The organism is Geobacillus sp. YF-1 (assembly GCF_052692335.1).
The window spans coordinates 2,180,501-2,193,688 of sequence record NZ_CP199850.1; the positions used below are offsets into that span (position 1 = coordinate 2,180,501).

The following is a 13,188-nucleotide window of genomic DNA, read 5'->3' on the forward strand; positions in this document are numbered from 1 at the left end:
AAAGGAAAAATCATAAGAAAACGGCAAGCGTTCCGCGCGACATCATTTACGGCTGAAAACCTTCCAAGGCGCCCCCATCGGCTTTCATCAAGCGGCAGGCCAACGATGACGCGCTCCCTTGGCCCATTTTCGAATTCGGGTGTTTTTCGGCCGGCGCAACATATCGCGCGACAGAAACGGTGAGCACGTATAATCGTCACGAAAAAAGGGCGTCCCGATCCTTTTGGGACACCCTCTTGCCCGCCTCAGTGGGCGCGAAAATAACGGACGAGCTGCTCGATGGCGCGGTGTTCGATCAGCCGTTTTCCATACTCTTGCACACGGTGTATCGTAATCGTGGCCGGATTGCCGAACTCGGCCAGCAAGGCGACAAAGTTATCGAGCGGAATGGGAGGCTCTTGTGGAACATGCAAGTAAAAGCGGTCTTGATACGAATAAAGCGCGCCGTCAAGGCAGCCGACCGCATGCAGGCGATGAGCGAGCTGGATGACATCTTCGAACGATTGAAATTCGTAAAATATGTCATCGCTCTCATCGAGCGTTACTTGCATTTCGATATAATCGTCGGCGAACTCTTCTTCCATGTCATCGTAGTCGCCTTCGTTCGTAACGATAACGACCATGCCCTGCGCCGGTAAAGAGTACACTTCGACCGCGATCGATCCGTTCACTTCAAAGCCGAGCTCTTCGCTTGCTTCCTCGATCATATCGCGGAACAGCTGATGGACTTTCAACGTGTCTTTCCATAAATCGTCTTTGGTCAGCCCGCGGTCCAACAAATCGTCGAATGTCAGGAAAATTTTTATCTTGTTGTGGGTCAAGCGCTCCAGACGCATCGGCAACCCCTCCTTACCTACAGAGCCATCTCTTACCGTTATTGTATGTCGCAACTGGCAATTGGTTCGTTTGTTGTTATTAATGAGTTTACATCGTTTCCCGGGTTTTAGACAAGCATTTTTTCTCGGTTGCTCCCCCGATAACCATACTTCCTCCTGCTAAAGCCGGCCGTCTTCAAGCAGCCGGCGTCCTCGTAACGTCATCATACCATAAAAGAAGGAAAAAGCGAAAAAAAGCGCCGCCAGCCGCCAATGAAACTGAAACACCCAGTAAAAATGGCTAAGCGCCGCCATGCTTATCAACCACTCACCAATGCGAACCCGCCGTCCGACCCACCAACTCACCGCCCCGATCATCGCCCGGCGAAGCAGCGCGCCGTTCGCAGCGACCCCGAGAAAAAAACAGCCGAAAGCAAGCCATGATCTTAACGGGGAAAACAACAGCTGCGTCCAAAACAAAGTGGGAGAAAACGGCTCTAGCGGCGGGAGCCAATGCAAAAATAAGTAACTGGACAAGACCGCGACCATCGACGTCATCCATAACCGGCGCATAACGTTCCTCCGCGATTTTCTTGCACGGCAGACAGGCATGAGCCGCGGCGCGCTCACATACATATAGACTGTACTTTGCCTAAAAGGAGGAATTTCTTTGTTTACCACGCGCAAACAATACGAGCCGTACATCAGCCCGTTTGACCCCTGCCCGCCCATCCGCGTCAAAACGTACGTCACCGCTCCGAACTTGTACGTCGGATTTCAACCGCCAAACTTGCCGCAATTCCCGCTTCGTGAAGCATTGAAGAAAGGAACGCTCTGGCAAGTGTTTTACGATCCGTATTACAGCCCTTACGAAATGAAAACCAAAGGTGATGGCTCATGAAACAAATGCCAAAAGAGTATTACGAGCAGCTTGAGGAGCTGCAAGCCGTCGACTTCGCCCTCGTTGAGCTGACGCTCTATTTAGACACGCATCCGACCGACTACCAGGCGATTCAACAATTTAACCAACTCGCCCAAAAGCGGAAGCAGCTGAAAAAACAGTTTGAAGCCGCCTACGGACCGCTCGAGCAGTTTGGCCATAGCTATTCCAGCTACCCATGGAACTGGGACGACACGCCGTGGCCTTGGCAAGTATAATCGGCGCACCATGAACACAAGGGGGAACGAATGATGTGGATTTATGAAAAAAAACTGCAATATCCGGTCCGCGTCAGCACGTGCAACCCGCGGCTCGCCAAGTACTTAATCGAACAGTACGGCGGAGCGGACGGAGAGCTCGCTGCGGCGCTCCGCTATTTAAATCAGCGCTACACGCTGCCGCCGAAAGTGATCGGATTGCTGAACGACATCGGCACCGAAGAACTCGCCCATCTCGAAATGATCGCCACCATGGTATATAAACTGACGAAAGACGCGACGCCGGAACAGCTGAAAGAAGCCGGGCTCGAGCCGCATTACGTCGACCATGAGCGCGCCCTCTTTTACCACAACGCCGCCGGCGCCCCGTTTACGGCGACGTACATTCAAGCGAAAGGCGACCCGATCACCGACTTGTATGAAGACATCGCCGCTGAAGAGAAGGCGCGCGCCACGTACCAATGGATCATCAACATGAGCGACGATCCGGACTTAAACGACGGGCTCCGCTTTTTGCGCGAGCGAGAAATCATTCACGCGCAGCGGTTCCGCGAAGCGGTCGAAATCTTAAAAGATGAGCGCAACCATAAAAAGCTCTTTTGACCGTCCGTCCCCATAATCCCCGCTTTCCGCAGCAAGCAGGAAAGCGGGGATCCCTATCATCGGCGAGCGGCCTCCGCCGCAGCGCAAGAAAGCCTCCAGTTTCCCGCGCTCGGCCGCAGTTCCGGCCGCCACGCGCCGACAGCGGGGCCCAAGCGGACAGCAGGAGAAGGTCAGCGATGTTCGTAATAGAGATTGATGTCATATTCGCGCTTCATCCATGCAAACACCTGATGGCGCTTGTTCCATTGTTCCTCCTCTTTCCATAAATCAATGCTTTTTTGGATAATTTCACAGCGAAGCGCGTGAAACTCCTCTTCCGCCTTTTCACTTTTTCCTTTATAATAAACAGCCGCCCAATACACGGTACATAGAAAAAGAAGGAACGATACGTGAACGGGCGCGGCAAAAAACCATGTGAACCGCTCGCTCCATGTGCCAAACGTCGCCCCGTTGAGCACTATATAAAGAGAGAAGACAGCCAAGCCGGCCAAAGCCGCCACCTGCAAGAGCAATGTTCTTTTTTCTAAATATTCCCACTTTCTTTTCCGCTCGATGACCGCGAGCAACATTTCTTTCGTCACTTCGTCAAGGGAAAATTCAGCGGGAAAATGGGCCATGGCGCTCCCCCCTTCCTTGTCCTCTCTATTGTCCATCCTATGCAGCAGCAAATGAGGGTAGAACCGAAAGGGGGACGCCGGCCCTAGTTTTCTGACGGCTGCTCCTCCTGTTTTTCGGCGAGCGGAATGCGCAACGTCTGTCCCGGCTGCAGCCGGTTTGAGGACAACCCGTTTTCCTTTTTGATCATGTCCATGCCGCTTGGCGTCCCGTAATATTTCATGGCGATGCTGTAGAGAGTTTCATTGGCCGCCACGACGTGGGTGATCGTCTTGCGGCTGCCGGTTGAGCCGCCCCGCTGCTCGCCCGCCGGCCGTTCATCCTGCCTTGCCGTTGACGGAGACAGGGTGTCTTCGTTGTCCGTTTCGCGGATGATGCGCACCGTCTCCCGGCTGCTGTTTTCGTCATAGCGGACGATCGCCACCGTCCCCGACTCGGATTGGACGTGATGAAGCGCGAGCACCGCCGCCGGCAGCGCCAAAAACAGAAACGTCAGCAGGCGAGCAGGGATGTATTTTCGTTTTTGTTCTTCTTTTTGCCGCCGCCGTCTCAGGCGGGAAGACGGCGCATGTTCCTCCGATTCCGACCGCCGTGTTCGGGCGGAGCGCTCCGGTGTCCGTTCCATCGCTTCACTCCCTTTCCTCCATCCCCCGGTGTAAGCGAATTTCGAGGGCAAGCACAACGTCAATCAAAAAATGGGCCGTGACGGTAACCCACAGGCTGCCGGTTTGCTCGTAAAGCACGCCAAGGAACAAACTGAGCAGAACGACCAGCAAAAACAAAAACCATTTTTCTAAGTAGCGAACATGCAGCAGCGCAAAAATGGCGCTCGCCGCCCAAAGCCCCCCATGCGTCTGCACAACACCGCGAAACAGCCACTCCTCCGCCAGCGCGATGAGCGCACATAAAAAAACGATGTGCGGAACCGACCGCCGGCGGAAAATTTTTTCGTTCACCCCGCCATCGTCATACCAGTCATTAGGCAAACAGCGCATGGCCCAAAACTCGACAGCGAGCACCGCCGCCGCTCCGCCCACTCCGTAGATCAGGACATCGTCGGCAGCAAACCGCCAAAGCCGGCGCCACTCCGCCCCGTCAAACAACAACAGCGAAGCGATGCCGGCAGCCGCCAGAAGCAGCGCTTGCGTCAAGTAAAGATGAAACAGCACTTCGCGGTCGGTCATATGACGAATTTGTTCACTTTGCCGCTTCATGGGGAGGCCTCCCGCCAAAAAATAGATTCCACAGCTCCTCGCGCCAATCGCGAACAAAAACGGCCGTCTGACGGCTCTCGCGGCCTACATAGTCGTCGAGCGACAAGCCGCAGCGGTCGCAACAGCGGTCCGGGCGGACGGCCAACTCTTCGCCGAACGCATGAACAAGGCGGGAGCGGCGGCACGAAAGCTCGTGCACCCATCCTTCCATCTCCCGGACTTTTTTCCGTTTCCACCGGCGCCGCTCTTCCACGGCGGCCGCCACCCGTTCGCCAAGCAGCGCCGGCGCCCCAAAGACGAGCGACTGCTCCCGTTCTAAAACGTACGATAAAAGCCGTTTTTGTATGTCAGTAAACCGACTCGTTTCTACCCATACACGAAAACGATCCAATCCCGCCCCTTCCGGCAGCCGGCGAAACCACTCACGCAGCTCGTGCGGATGGGGAAGCTCCGCTTCGGCCACCGCTTGGGCCATCGCTCCATCGCCATCGGCGTAAAACAGCACGGCCAAACTTGGCGCGCCGTCACGACCGGCCCGCCCGATCTCCTGCACGTACGCTTCCAGCTGCGCCGGCATATGAAAATGCAGGACAAAGCGGACATTCTCTTTATTGATGCCCATGCCAAATGCGCTCGTGCAGCAGACGAGATCCAACTGGCCGTGCAAAAATTGCTGCTGCACGAGCAGCCGCTGCTCCCCATCCATGCCGGCGTGATAGTAAGCGACCCGCCCGGCCCCGCTCCGTTCGAGCCGCCGCGCGATCTCTTCCGCCCCTTGCCGGCTCGAGAAGTAGATGATGCCCGGGCCTTTGAGCCGCTGCGCGTATTCGATGATCCGCTCCGCCTTTTCTTCCGGCGAACGGCAATGCTCAACCTTTAAGGCGATGTTCGGCCGATCGACAGAATAAATGTGGCGTCTAGCCTCCCTCATCCCGAGCGTGCGGATGATGTCGTCGCGCACTTGCGGCGGCGCTGTCGCGGTCAGCGCCAGACACGGAGGGTTCCCAAGCGCGCGCCGAACGTCCCCGAGCTTTAAAAAGTCGGGACGGAAATCATAGCCCCATTGCGAAATGCAGTGCGCTTCATCGACGACAAAGAGCGAGACAGGCGCGCGTCGCAGCGCGGCCAAAAACGAAGCCGACTGGAGCATCTCCGGGGAAGCGTAAATAAAGCGAAAATCGGCCAGCGAAGCAAGCGCCTGCCCCTTTTCCTCCTCGTCGAGCAGGCTGTGAAAGGCGATGACTCGCTTTTCCCCGCGCCGGCGCAGCTGTTCGACCTGATCTTCCATGAGCGACACAAGCGGGGAAACGATGAGCACCCGGCCGGGCCGCACGTAAGCCGGCAGCTGATAACAAAGCGACTTGCCGCTCCCGGTCGGCAGCATTGCCAACACATCGCGCCCGGCCAGCACATCGTCGATCACTTCCCGCTGCCCCGGGCGAAACGAATGATGTCCAAACTGCTTGCGCAGCGTGTTCACGATTTCATCCAACGTCCCACTTCCTTTGCCAATACAAGACGAATTTCAAAATAGCTGACCGCTCCGCCAAGCGCCTCGCGAATTTGCTTTAGCTTGCGCGTTCCGAGCGTCTTGGCCGCCGCCTGAACCGCCGCGGCTTTCTCGGCGGCAACAAACGGGGCAATCGAAAAAGCGGGCACATTGGCGGCGATTTCGACAAGATGGTCTTCAATCGTGCTCCGCTTCAAACGGCGAATGGCGGCGATTTCCTCGATCGTTTTTCCTTTTTGCAGCCATTCGTACGTTTTTTGCGCCGATTGGGTCAACGCCACCGGCGCCAAGCCGTCCATCAGTTCGGCCAGCGCTGGGGAGCGCCCCGCTTCCGCCTCTGCCATGATGTAATGAAGCGCATCGCGAAATAGAAATTCGACATACAGCGCCTCTTTTTGCAGATGGGCGGCGATTTGCTCGGCCGTCCAGCCGATGCGGTCCGCGCTCGTCAACCGCAGCGTAAACACGAGCGCTGCTTCTTCTGAAACGGCAGCAAGCAGCCGGAGAAGCTCCTCGTACAACTCTCTCGTCAGCGCGGCGCGGCCGCCTTTATCCATCAAGTAGCGCTTCACCCAGCGAAGCGTCCGTTCATCGCGGCAAATCGGCGCAAACCGCCGGCCGGCGTTCAAGTTCGACAACGTCTGTCCAATGAGGGAAAGCCGCTGCCAAAACGGCAGCTCCACCTCGTGGTAGCGCCAGCCGTTCATATGACGGGGAAAAAGCGCCTCCCGCTCGGAAAGCCACTCCTCCCCCGCTTCGGTCAGCCGGTACGCCCGATCCCCGACCACCATGGCGAGCCGCTGTTCAGCCAGCCAGCCCGCCGCCGCTTCAAGCGAAGACATCGTCACGTTTTTCCACGCGCCAAAAAACGGTTCAAGCTGAAACCATTTGCTGTCTTGGAGCGTCTGCGCCGATTTTTTTCCCGAAAATAAATGATACGCCGCCGCCAGCGTCCGCTCACCGCGAAACTGGCGAAGACACCAGGCGAGCAAAAACGACGCATAACTGTGCTGCATGGCCCTTCCTCCCTGCCTTTATTGTAGCAAAAAAAGCGGGCCGATCGGCAAAAAATCGCGTCGTTGACATTTCCACCACATGATCACAAAAATGAACCTCTCCCACCTACCTTCCATTTCGAGGTGGGAGACTTCTCGGTGAATGTGTTAAAGAAGATGCATATGTGTAAAAATACAAGCGAGCAATTTTTTTATTGAAAAGCCGGCGGGACGGTCTTATTATAAAAGTGAAACGTTCATTTCCGAGCAGGCAACACGGAGATGGCCCGTCCGTTTCCAATAAACTTGGGGAGGTTCGATGTTTATGCCAAAATATACGATTGTGGATAAAGAGACGTGCATCGCCTGCGGAGCGTGCGGCGCCGCCGCCCCGGACATTTACGATTACGACGAGGACGGCATTGCCTACGTCACCCTTGACGACAACCAAGGGATCGTCGAAGTGCCGGAGATTTTGATTGACGATATGATGGATGCCTTTGAAGGCTGTCCGACCGAATCGATTAAAGTCGCGGATGAACCGTTTGATGGTGATCCGAACAAATTCGATTGACATTTAGGGTGGGCGGAATCGCGTCTTTCTTGCAAAGGCCTGTGGATCGCTCCCTCTTGCCGTGGCGGCAGGAGGGGTTTTTTGATGCCAGCGTGAAAAAATGGTTCATCACAAGTGGCGCATCTTGGGCGAACGTGCTACAATAAAATTGGCTTGTCCGCCGCCGACCGGCGGACAAGCTTTCATGTATACATAACGAACAAGGGAGGAACGGGTCATGGCATTCGAAAATAAAATTGTCGAAGCGTTTATCGAAATTCCAACCGGCAGCCAAAACAAATACGAATTCGACAAAGAGCGCGGCATTTTCAAGCTCGACCGCGTTCTATACTCACCGATGTTTTATCCGGCCGACTATGGCTACTTGCAAAATACGCTGGCGCTCGACGGCGATCCGCTTGACATTTTGGTCATCACGACAAACCCAACGTTCCCGGGCTGCGTCATCGACACGCGCGTCATCGGCTATTTGAACATGGTCGACAGCGGCGAAGAGGACGCGAAATTGATCGGCGTTCCGGTCGAAGATCCGCGCTTTGACGAGGTGCGCTCCATCGAAGATCTTCCGCAGCACAAACTGAAAGAAATCGCCCACTTCTTTGAGCGCTACAAAGACTTGCAAGGCAAGCGGACGGAAATCGGCACATGGGAAGGCCCGGAAGCCGCGGCCAAACTCATTGATGAATGCATCGCCCGCTACAATGAACAGAAAAACCGATAATCGACCTGCGAATATTTGTTATTTCCGAACAATTTTGCCCATATCGTTTGATATGGGCGCTTTTTTTTGTGAAACCCGAACATTTCTTTTGTAAAAAAACGCTTTCATTGGTATGACTTCTTTTTTCCCCATTGACAGAAACCTCTTTCCCGTGTTAAATTATCAGAAATTTAACATCCTTGAAACAGAAAGGGGCACCGACTGTGTTTCGCGTACTCGTTTCCGACGCCATCAGCGAAGAGGGGCTGGCGCCGCTCCGCGCATCGGCGCACATTGACATCGTGCAAAAGAACGTGAGCGAAGCGGAAGAGGAATTGCACACATTTGACGCTTTGCTCGTGCGCAGCGCCACCAAAGTGACCGAAGAACTATTGGAAAAAATGCCGAACTTACAAATTATCGGCCGCGCTGGTGTGGGCGTCGACAACATTGATGTCGATGCCGCGACGAAACGCGGCATCGTCGTCATCAATGCGCCAAACGGCAATACGATTTCGGCCGCCGAGCATACTTTTGCCATGATGGCCGCGCTGGTCCGCCGCATCCCGCAGGCGCACATTTCCGTCAAATCGCGGGAGTGGAACCGCTCGGCGTTTGTCGGCAATGAGCTGTTTGGCAAGAAATTGGGCATCATCGGCTTCGGCCGCATCGGTTCGGAAGTCGCCAAACGGGCGCGCGCCTTTGGCATGAGCGTGCACGTGTACGACCCGTTTTTAACAAAAGATCGGGCCGAAAAACTCGGCGTTTCGATTCACTCGCTTGACGAAGTGCTGGCTTCCGCCGACATCATCACCGTCCATACACCGCTGACAAAAGAAACGCGGGGGCTCCTTGGCACGGACAACTTGGCGAAAACGAAAAAAGGAGTCTATCTAGTCAACTGCGCCCGCGGCGGCATCATCGACGAGCAAGCGCTCATTCCGTTTTTGGAAAACGGCCATGTCGCCGGCGTCGCCCTCGACGTTTTTGAACAAGAACCGCCGGGCGATCATCCGCTGCTTTCGTTTGACAATGTGATCGTCACGCCGCATTTAGGGGCGTCAACGGTCGAAGCGCAGCTGAACGTCGCCACCCAAGTCGCCGAAGAGCTGCTCCACTTTTTTGAAGGACGGCCGGTCACCTCGTCGATCAACTTGCCGGCGTTGTCGAAAGACGTCTATGAAAAAATTCAAGCATTCTATCATTTAGGCCGGAAGCTCGGCTTGATCGCCTCGCAGTTTATGAACATCCCGGTGCAAGAGCTGTCGGTCACCTACGCCGGCACGGTCGCCGATCTCGAGACGACGTACATCACCCGCAGCCTGCTTGCCGGCTTCCTGCGGCCGCGCGTCGCCTCCACGGTCAACGAGGTGAACGCCGCCATGATCGCCAAAGAACGCGGCATCACATACGGGGAAAAATTTTCCGATGAAACGCACGGCTATGCGAACTGCATTTCCCTCACCGTCCACGGTGAAAACAGAACGTTCACCATCAAAGGGACGCACGTGCCGAACTATGGCGACCGCATCGTCCACTTTGACGGCGTCGCCATCGACTTCGCCCCGGAAGGCCATCTGTTGTACATTCAGCACCAAGACCGGCCGGGAATGATCGGCAAAGTCGGGAACGTGCTCGGGGCGCACGATGTCAACATCGCCACCATGCAAGTCGGGCGGCAAGAGGCCGGCGGAAAAGCGATGATGATCCTCTCGCTCGACAAACCGGTGGATGAGGCGGTGTTACACGCACTGGCGCAAATTGATGATATTGAGACCGTCAAACGGCTTGAGGCGTAGCCATAAAAAACGCAGGCTTCCAAATTTGGAAGCCTGCGTTTTTTTGTTCGTTTGCAACGCCAAACGGTGAGAAGACGTCCACCGCCCCCAGTTGAGATTTCCCTTGCAAGCCGCCGCAACCCCGGCCGGCCGTCCATGAAAAACGCAGGCGCCAAGAGATCAGAAGCCTGCGTTTTTCGCCATATCGTTTCACTTAACCGAGCGGCACCGCCTTCCGCTCGCCTTTCGAGAACGTCATGAGCTCGGTATAGCCGATGCTGCGGGCGAGTTCCACCGCTTTGTCAAAATCGGCGCCGACATGTTCCGGCACGTGCGCATCGGACGATAATACGATCGGAATGCCTTTGTCATAGCACATTTTCAACAAGCGCGGATCGGGATACAGTTCGCCGACCGGTTTGCGCAACCCCGCGGTGCTGATTTCCACACACGTTTTCGAATTGGCGAGCGCGGTGGTCGCTCGGTCATATTGTTCAAGCAAAAACTCTTCGTCCTCTGGGACGTACTTGAAAATTTTTACCAAATCCAAGTGGCCGATAATATCAAACAAATTTGACTCGGCGAGCGTCACGACTTGATCGAAATATTTGCGATATGTATCGTACAAATCACGCCGCTCCCACTCGTGGCGGTACTCGACTAAATCGATGCCGAAATCGTCGACCCAATGGATCGAACCGATGACATAGTCAAACTCGTACGAACGGATGAAGGCAGCCATTTCCTCATGTTTGCCCGGCGTATAGTCCATCTCGATCGACATCTTGACATCGATGCCCGCATCCCATGCTTCGTGAAACAGGCGGACATAATCGGCCATATCGTAGCAGCGGCGCGCTTCGACCCACGGGTTCGACAAAATGTTTTTTGTCTGATAAAAGTGATACGCGTGCTCAGAGATGCCGAAGTGCTGAATCCCTTTCCTGGCTGCCTCATCGGTGAACTGGCGCAAATAATCGAGCGTCAACGTCCCCCGCTCCAAATGGTTGTGATAATCCGTCAACATTTCCGTTTCCCCTCTCTTGCTGTTTTTCTCATTATAACGCAGCAACGCAAGAAAGGACAACCATTGGTTGAATATTCAGGCTTCAGCCGTTGGCGCCGATGAGAAAAAGCAGGCCGACGCATGCCGCTACACCGGCGACCGCTAAAATTCGTCTTGTCACATCCCCCATGGTCATCCCTCCTTTTTCATCCCCTGCTCCGCGTGCTGGCGCGGACCGAAGCTCCCCGCAACGGCTGAGCTGCCTCCTGCGCTCGAAAAGAGGCTTGGCAAATCGAAAAGAAAGCCGCGCGGTGACGACCTCTTCCTCTCACACCATATAAGTCTTATGTCAAAACGATCGGCGCTAGAACAGAACCGCGCCGCCATTTACAAAACGATAACAAAACAGCGCCACCCCGCTACCGCCCTGCTGCCGCCACTACTTCCGAGTTCGGCCCCGGCGGCACGGCGATTCGCTCTCCAAGCCGATACGAACCAAGGGAGGAACGGCCAGCGGCGGCCAGCGTCACGTCATGTATTCCAAACTCTTTCGCCGTCAGCAACATCGCTTCCACCATGCGCGCTGCGTCTTGGGTGTCAAGCGAAACGGACACGCGGAGGCGGATCGTCGCGTGGCGTTCATCCACCTTCACTCCGGTGATCTCTACCCCTTGCGGAACAGCCGGTTCCAGCCCGCTTCCCCCCGGCTTGGTCATCCGCTGCAGCGCCTCAAGAAGCGTCGAGGCTCCGCTCGGGGCTGGAATGAGCACGACGGCTGGAAACGAAGACGTACGGCTAATATAATACATTCGTTTTTGCCCGCCGATTTTTGACAGGTGCAACCGCCCCACCGCCGGCAAATTCAATCCTTCTTTCCCGGCGGTGAAAAAGTGGAGGCGCCGTCCGCCCATTTGCCGCACCGTCTCCGTCACCGCCGCCAAAAAAAGTTGCTGTTCTTTGTCGCTGGCCGCAAACACACGATGCCCGGCCGGAACGTCCACCGCCCATGTGCGCCCGTCCTCCGCTTCCGGCACCACGGTAACGCCATCGAACCAGCGGGCCGCATCGCGAAGCCGAGTGCGGCTCAATTCATCGATGGCAGCCGCCACCCGCTCCGCCGGGGCAAGCCGGTCATCGAGCGGCACCGCGACCGGCACCACAAAACCGCCGCGCCGGTCGGGCAAGGCGATCACCGCCACGGTTTCGTTTTGTTCCGCCGCCTTTGAAGCCGCATCCGCCGTCATCATCATTTCCGCCGGCGCCGAAGCGCTATTGGTCGGCGTCATTTCCGCCGGCGATGCGGCCTTCTGTTTCTCCTCCTGCTCCGGCGCGATCCACCGATGGCCACCGAGCGCAACGGCGATCAGCACCGTCGCTACCGCCGCTGCCGCGCGCCACCGACGTTTCCAGCGCGCCTGCTGAGCGCGCCGCCATTGCTGATAAATGTCTTCTTTGGAACGGCGGTCTTTCACGGTCGGCATCTGCTTTAACCCATGTTCAATGCACTGCTCACTCCACTGAAACTTTTTCACATGCCCCACCTTCCCGTTCCGCCTCTTCCTCCATATAGTGCTTCAGCGCCTTCAAGGCGCGGTGCTGTGTTGTTTTCACCTTGCTTTCCGTCCAGCCGAGCGCTTCCGCCGTTTCGGCGATCGACAACGACTGGATGAAACGAAGCACTAGCACGAGCTGCTGATCGAGCGTACAGCGGGCCAAACAACGGTACAGCTGCTGAATTTCCTCGTTTTGAATGGCGAGTTCCTCAGGCAGCGGACCATCCGCGCTGATTTGTTCCTCGCTCCAATCCGCTGCCCCCACCCACTGACGGCGGCGTTTTTGCTTGCGGAAAAAATCGATCGCCACATGGCGCGCAATGGACAGCAGCCACGTTTTTTCGCTGCATTGCCCTTGAAACCGCTTATATGAGCGAAGCACTTTGACGTAGACTTCTTGGACTAAATCTTCGGCCTGCTCTCGATTCCGCACCATGTAAAACAAAAAATTAAACAAGTCATCGTGATATTTTTCATACAACTGCTCAAAGACGGGGTCCATCGTTTCTCTCCCCCTATCTTCCCCATGGACCACGGCCATTCGTCTGCTTTTGACCATCGGGCTGCTCCCGTACGAAAGCGGCGGCATCGCCTTGTTCCGCTTGACAGCCGAACCAAAAAAAATCCCATTATCTTCATGATAACGGGTGACGATGAAAAAGAAAAC

16 protein-coding genes are annotated in these 13,188 nt (G+C 55.8%); 6 read left to right on the top strand and 10 right to left on the bottom strand.

All coding sequences use genetic code 11. The features are described 5' to 3' along the window. Positions 1–245: 245 nt before the first annotated feature. Together ACTVIM_RS10740 and ACTVIM_RS10745 are read right to left on the bottom strand one after the other, a co-directional pair. Positions 246–836: a genetic competence negative regulator gene (locus tag ACTVIM_RS10740; protein WP_033021166.1), complete on the bottom strand. Its 591-nt coding sequence runs from the start codon at positions 834–836 to the stop codon at positions 246–248. Between the two features lie 159 nt (positions 837–995). Then, positions 996–1,388, bottom strand: a complete 393-nt coding sequence (locus tag ACTVIM_RS10745; RefSeq protein ID WP_445612580.1) for a hypothetical protein — start codon at positions 1,386–1,388, stop codon at positions 996–998. Positions 1,389–1,485: 97 nt separating this feature from the next. Here ACTVIM_RS10745 and ACTVIM_RS10750 point away from each other — a divergent pair, with 97 nt between their 5' ends. The 3 genes from ACTVIM_RS10750 to ACTVIM_RS10760 are packed head-to-tail and all read left to right on the top strand — an operon-like array spanning position 1,486 to position 2,576. Further along, on the top strand, positions 1,486–1,716 hold the full coding sequence (locus ACTVIM_RS10750; RefSeq protein ID WP_144975134.1) for a spore coat associated protein CotJA: 231 nt from the start codon (positions 1,486–1,488) through the stop codon (positions 1,714–1,716). After that, on the top strand, positions 1,713–1,973 hold the full coding sequence (locus ACTVIM_RS10755; protein WP_144975136.1) for a spore coat protein CotJB: 261 nt from the start codon (positions 1,713–1,715) through the stop codon (positions 1,971–1,973). Before ACTVIM_RS10750 ends, ACTVIM_RS10755 begins: the two co-directional genes overlap by 4 nt. A gap of 33 nt (positions 1,974–2,006) precedes the next feature. Further along, on the top strand, positions 2,007–2,576 hold the full coding sequence (locus ACTVIM_RS10760) for a manganese catalase family protein (RefSeq protein WP_445612581.1): 570 nt from the start codon (positions 2,007–2,009) through the stop codon (positions 2,574–2,576). A gap of 170 nt (positions 2,577–2,746) precedes the next feature. On the opposite strand, the gene ACTVIM_RS10765 is transcribed toward ACTVIM_RS10760, so the two are convergent. The 5 genes from ACTVIM_RS10765 to ACTVIM_RS10785 all read right to left on the bottom strand — a co-directional run bounded on the left by ACTVIM_RS10765 (position 2,747) and on the right by ACTVIM_RS10785 (position 6,931). Beyond that, complete coding sequence (locus ACTVIM_RS10765) at positions 2,747–3,193, bottom strand: YpbF family protein (RefSeq protein ID WP_445612582.1); 447 nt, start codon at positions 3,191–3,193, stop codon at positions 2,747–2,749. 83 nt (positions 3,194–3,276) lie between these two features. After that, positions 3,277–3,816: a LysM peptidoglycan-binding domain-containing protein gene (locus ACTVIM_RS10770; RefSeq protein ID WP_445612583.1), complete on the bottom strand. Its 540-nt coding sequence runs from the start codon at positions 3,814–3,816 to the stop codon at positions 3,277–3,279. A gap of 4 nt (positions 3,817–3,820) precedes the next feature. Beyond that, positions 3,821–4,405, bottom strand: coding sequence for a lysostaphin resistance A-like protein (locus ACTVIM_RS10775; protein ID WP_445612584.1), 585 nt, complete (start codon positions 4,403–4,405; stop codon positions 3,821–3,823). Further along, positions 4,389–5,897, bottom strand: a complete 1,509-nt coding sequence (locus tag ACTVIM_RS10780) for a RecQ family ATP-dependent DNA helicase (protein WP_445612585.1) — start codon at positions 5,895–5,897, stop codon at positions 4,389–4,391. Before ACTVIM_RS10780 ends, ACTVIM_RS10775 begins: the two co-directional genes overlap by 17 nt. Beyond that, a complete protein-coding gene (locus ACTVIM_RS10785) occupies positions 5,882–6,931 on the bottom strand; it encodes a helix-turn-helix domain-containing protein (protein WP_445612586.1) in 1,050 nt (349 codons plus the stop codon). Before ACTVIM_RS10785 ends, ACTVIM_RS10780 begins: the two co-directional genes overlap by 16 nt. 304 nt (positions 6,932–7,235) lie before the next feature. Between ACTVIM_RS10785 and ACTVIM_RS10790 the strand changes: the two genes are divergently transcribed. The 3 genes from ACTVIM_RS10790 (at position 7,236) to serA (ending at position 9,983) form a co-directional block, all read left to right on the top strand. Continuing rightward, entirely contained in the window at positions 7,236–7,484 is a 249-nt protein-coding gene (locus ACTVIM_RS10790) for a ferredoxin (protein ID WP_011231729.1), read from the top strand. 217 nt (positions 7,485–7,701) lie between these two features. Next, complete coding sequence (locus tag ACTVIM_RS10795) at positions 7,702–8,205, top strand: inorganic diphosphatase (RefSeq protein ID WP_033021150.1); 504 nt, start codon at positions 7,702–7,704, stop codon at positions 8,203–8,205. Positions 8,206–8,408: 203 nt separating this feature from the next. Continuing rightward, on the top strand, positions 8,409–9,983 hold the full coding sequence (gene serA, locus ACTVIM_RS10800) for a phosphoglycerate dehydrogenase (RefSeq protein WP_445612587.1): 1,575 nt from the start codon (positions 8,409–8,411) through the stop codon (positions 9,981–9,983). Positions 9,984–10,176: 193 nt separating this feature from the next. Here serA and ACTVIM_RS10805 read toward each other — a convergent pair whose 3' ends face one another. The 3 genes from ACTVIM_RS10805 to sigX form a co-directional block, all read right to left on the bottom strand. Beyond that, the gene (locus ACTVIM_RS10805; RefSeq protein ID WP_033021144.1) at positions 10,177–10,989 is read right to left on the bottom strand and encodes a histidinol-phosphatase; all 813 of its coding nucleotides are present in this window, start codon (positions 10,987–10,989) and stop codon (positions 10,177–10,179) included. Positions 10,990–11,387: 398 nt separating this feature from the next. Continuing rightward, on the bottom strand, positions 11,388–12,500 hold the full coding sequence (locus ACTVIM_RS10810; RefSeq protein WP_445612589.1) for a GerMN domain-containing protein: 1,113 nt from the start codon (positions 12,498–12,500) through the stop codon (positions 11,388–11,390). After that, on the bottom strand, positions 12,478–13,023 hold the full coding sequence (sigX, locus tag ACTVIM_RS10815) for an RNA polymerase sigma factor SigX (protein WP_144975153.1): 546 nt from the start codon (positions 13,021–13,023) through the stop codon (positions 12,478–12,480). The genes ACTVIM_RS10810 and sigX overlap by 23 nt, the downstream gene beginning before the upstream one ends. Positions 13,024–13,188 lie beyond the last annotated feature (165 nt).

Bases quoted from the DNA above. Each gene is read 5' to 3' on its own strand.
- ACTVIM_RS10740 (WP_033021166.1), bottom strand. From the start codon at position 836: ATGCGTCTGGAGCGCTTGACCCACAACAAGATAAAAATTTTCCTGACA.
- ACTVIM_RS10745 (WP_445612580.1), bottom strand. From the start codon at position 1,388: ATGCGCCGGTTATGGATGACGTCGATGGTCGCGGTCTTGTCCAGTTAC.
- ACTVIM_RS10755 (WP_144975136.1), top strand. From the start codon at position 1,713: ATGAAACAAATGCCAAAAGAGTATTACGAGCAGCTTGAGGAGCTGCAA.
- ACTVIM_RS10760 (WP_445612581.1), top strand. From the start codon at position 2,007: ATGTGGATTTATGAAAAAAAACTGCAATATCCGGTCCGCGTCAGCACG.
- ACTVIM_RS10765 (WP_445612582.1), bottom strand. From the start codon at position 3,193: ATGGCCCATTTTCCCGCTGAATTTTCCCTTGACGAAGTGACGAAAGAA.
- ACTVIM_RS10770 (WP_445612583.1), bottom strand. From the start codon at position 3,816: ATGGAACGGACACCGGAGCGCTCCGCCCGAACACGGCGGTCGGAATCG.
- ACTVIM_RS10775 (WP_445612584.1), bottom strand. From the start codon at position 4,405: ATGAAGCGGCAAAGTGAACAAATTCGTCATATGACCGACCGCGAAGTG.
- ACTVIM_RS10785 (WP_445612586.1), bottom strand. From the start codon at position 6,931: ATGCAGCACAGTTATGCGTCGTTTTTGCTCGCCTGGTGTCTTCGCCAG.
- ACTVIM_RS10790 (WP_011231729.1), top strand. From the start codon at position 7,236: ATGCCAAAATATACGATTGTGGATAAAGAGACGTGCATCGCCTGCGGA.
- ACTVIM_RS10795 (WP_033021150.1), top strand. From the start codon at position 7,702: ATGGCATTCGAAAATAAAATTGTCGAAGCGTTTATCGAAATTCCAACC.
- ACTVIM_RS10805 (WP_033021144.1), bottom strand. From the start codon at position 10,989: ATGTTGACGGATTATCACAACCATTTGGAGCGGGGGACGTTGACGCTC.
- sigX (WP_144975153.1), bottom strand. From the start codon at position 13,023: ATGGACCCCGTCTTTGAGCAGTTGTATGAAAAATATCACGATGACTTG.